At 64.9% G+C, this 1,260-nt stretch carries 3 protein-coding genes; all 3 read left to right on the forward strand.

Annotation, left to right across the window (positions count from 1 at the left end):
- A partial coding sequence (locus EB084_25880; GenBank protein ID NDD31694.1) for a hypothetical protein occupies positions 1 to 194 on the forward strand: 194 nt, incomplete at its 5' end.
- 39 nt (positions 195 to 233) lie between these two features.
- Positions 234 to 977: a hypothetical protein gene (locus tag EB084_25885; protein ID NDD31695.1), complete on the forward strand. Its 744-nt coding sequence runs from the start codon at positions 234 to 236 to the stop codon at positions 975 to 977.
- Positions 978 to 1,004: 27 nt separating this feature from the next.
- The coding region (locus EB084_25890) for a hypothetical protein (GenBank protein NDD31696.1) at positions 1,005 to 1,260 on the forward strand (256 nt) is incomplete at its 3' end.

Here is a 1,260-nt window from a genome sequence, read left to right on the forward strand (position 1 = left end):
TCGTGTATCCGCACGTCGCCCGCCCACCCGCAGTGGAGGGCGGCAAGAATCGCGCCGCTACCAAGCCCAGCGCCCTCCCCGTGCTCCCGTCCATCCCCCTGTCGGATGATGATGAGGCCGAGTCGGATGCGGATGCCGAGTCGGATGCGTCTGGCGCCGTTTCCCGCACACCGGGAAAGCCCGTCGCACGTTAGCGCCCCTGGGGAGTTTTTTTGTGTCCCAGAAAGGCAGATATGCAGTACGCCTTCGTGGCCTTCGCGCTCACGACAGCCGTCCTCGTCGGCCTGTACGGACTCCATTGGCAGCCCTGGCGCTTGCGTGCTCGGGAGCCCCGATTCCTGGACGCCCACCAGACGCGCGCCATCATCCAAGCCGACTCGGACGGATACGCGGCGGCCCTCACCTCCGCCGACCTCCACGCGCGCCAGACGGCATCTATCGCCGCCTACGTCGCAGCGAGCGCGGGCGCGGCCGACGACTTCACGCCGGAGGAGCGCGCGCGCATCCGCGAGTGCGTCGCCGAGATCGACGCCATGCCGGGGCTGGCGGCCCTCGCGCCCATCCCCTGGGTGTTTGCCAAGACCCGTGACCGCGTGTACGAGAACGGGCTGCCCCACACGCGCGGGAGTGTAATATTTCTTTGCCCAGACACGACCCCCGAAGACGACGACGCCCTCACGAACCTGCTCGTGCATGAAAAGGTCCACGTCTTCCAGCGCCTGGCCCCGGATTACACTGACGCGTACATCAGGGCCCGGGGGTACGAGCGCACGCGCACGCGGCGCGCCGATTACAGCGAGCTCGTGCGCAGCAACCCCGACCTAGACGAGTGGGTCTATACCGACGCCGACGAGGGCCCCATCGCGGCGCTCTACACGTCCGCCACGCCGGCGTCCATCACCGACGTGGACATGACCGGTCACGAGCACCCCTTTGAGGCGATGGCGTACGAAGTGGGCCGCACCCACCGGTTGTAGACGAATATATATGTGTACATCCAATAAATGGAGGGCCTTGTGGTGAGCTCCTACACCTTCTCCAGCGCCATCCTGCTCATGTCGATCTTCTTCCTCACGCTCTCGGCGTGGACCATGTCCCAGGTGAACAAGCTCATCGCCCAGGCCATAAAGGACTACCCCACATTCACGTCGGTGTGCGCGGTGGACCCCTACGAGGTGCAGCGCCTGCAGATGTTTACGTACTTCACGCTGCTCATGAGCATCATCATGATCCTGGTGGCCGTGTTCAGCATCTACAAGC

This window comes from Pseudomonadota bacterium (assembly GCA_010028905.1).
Lineage (GTDB): Bacteria > Vulcanimicrobiota > Xenobia > RGZZ01 > RGZZ01 > RGZZ01.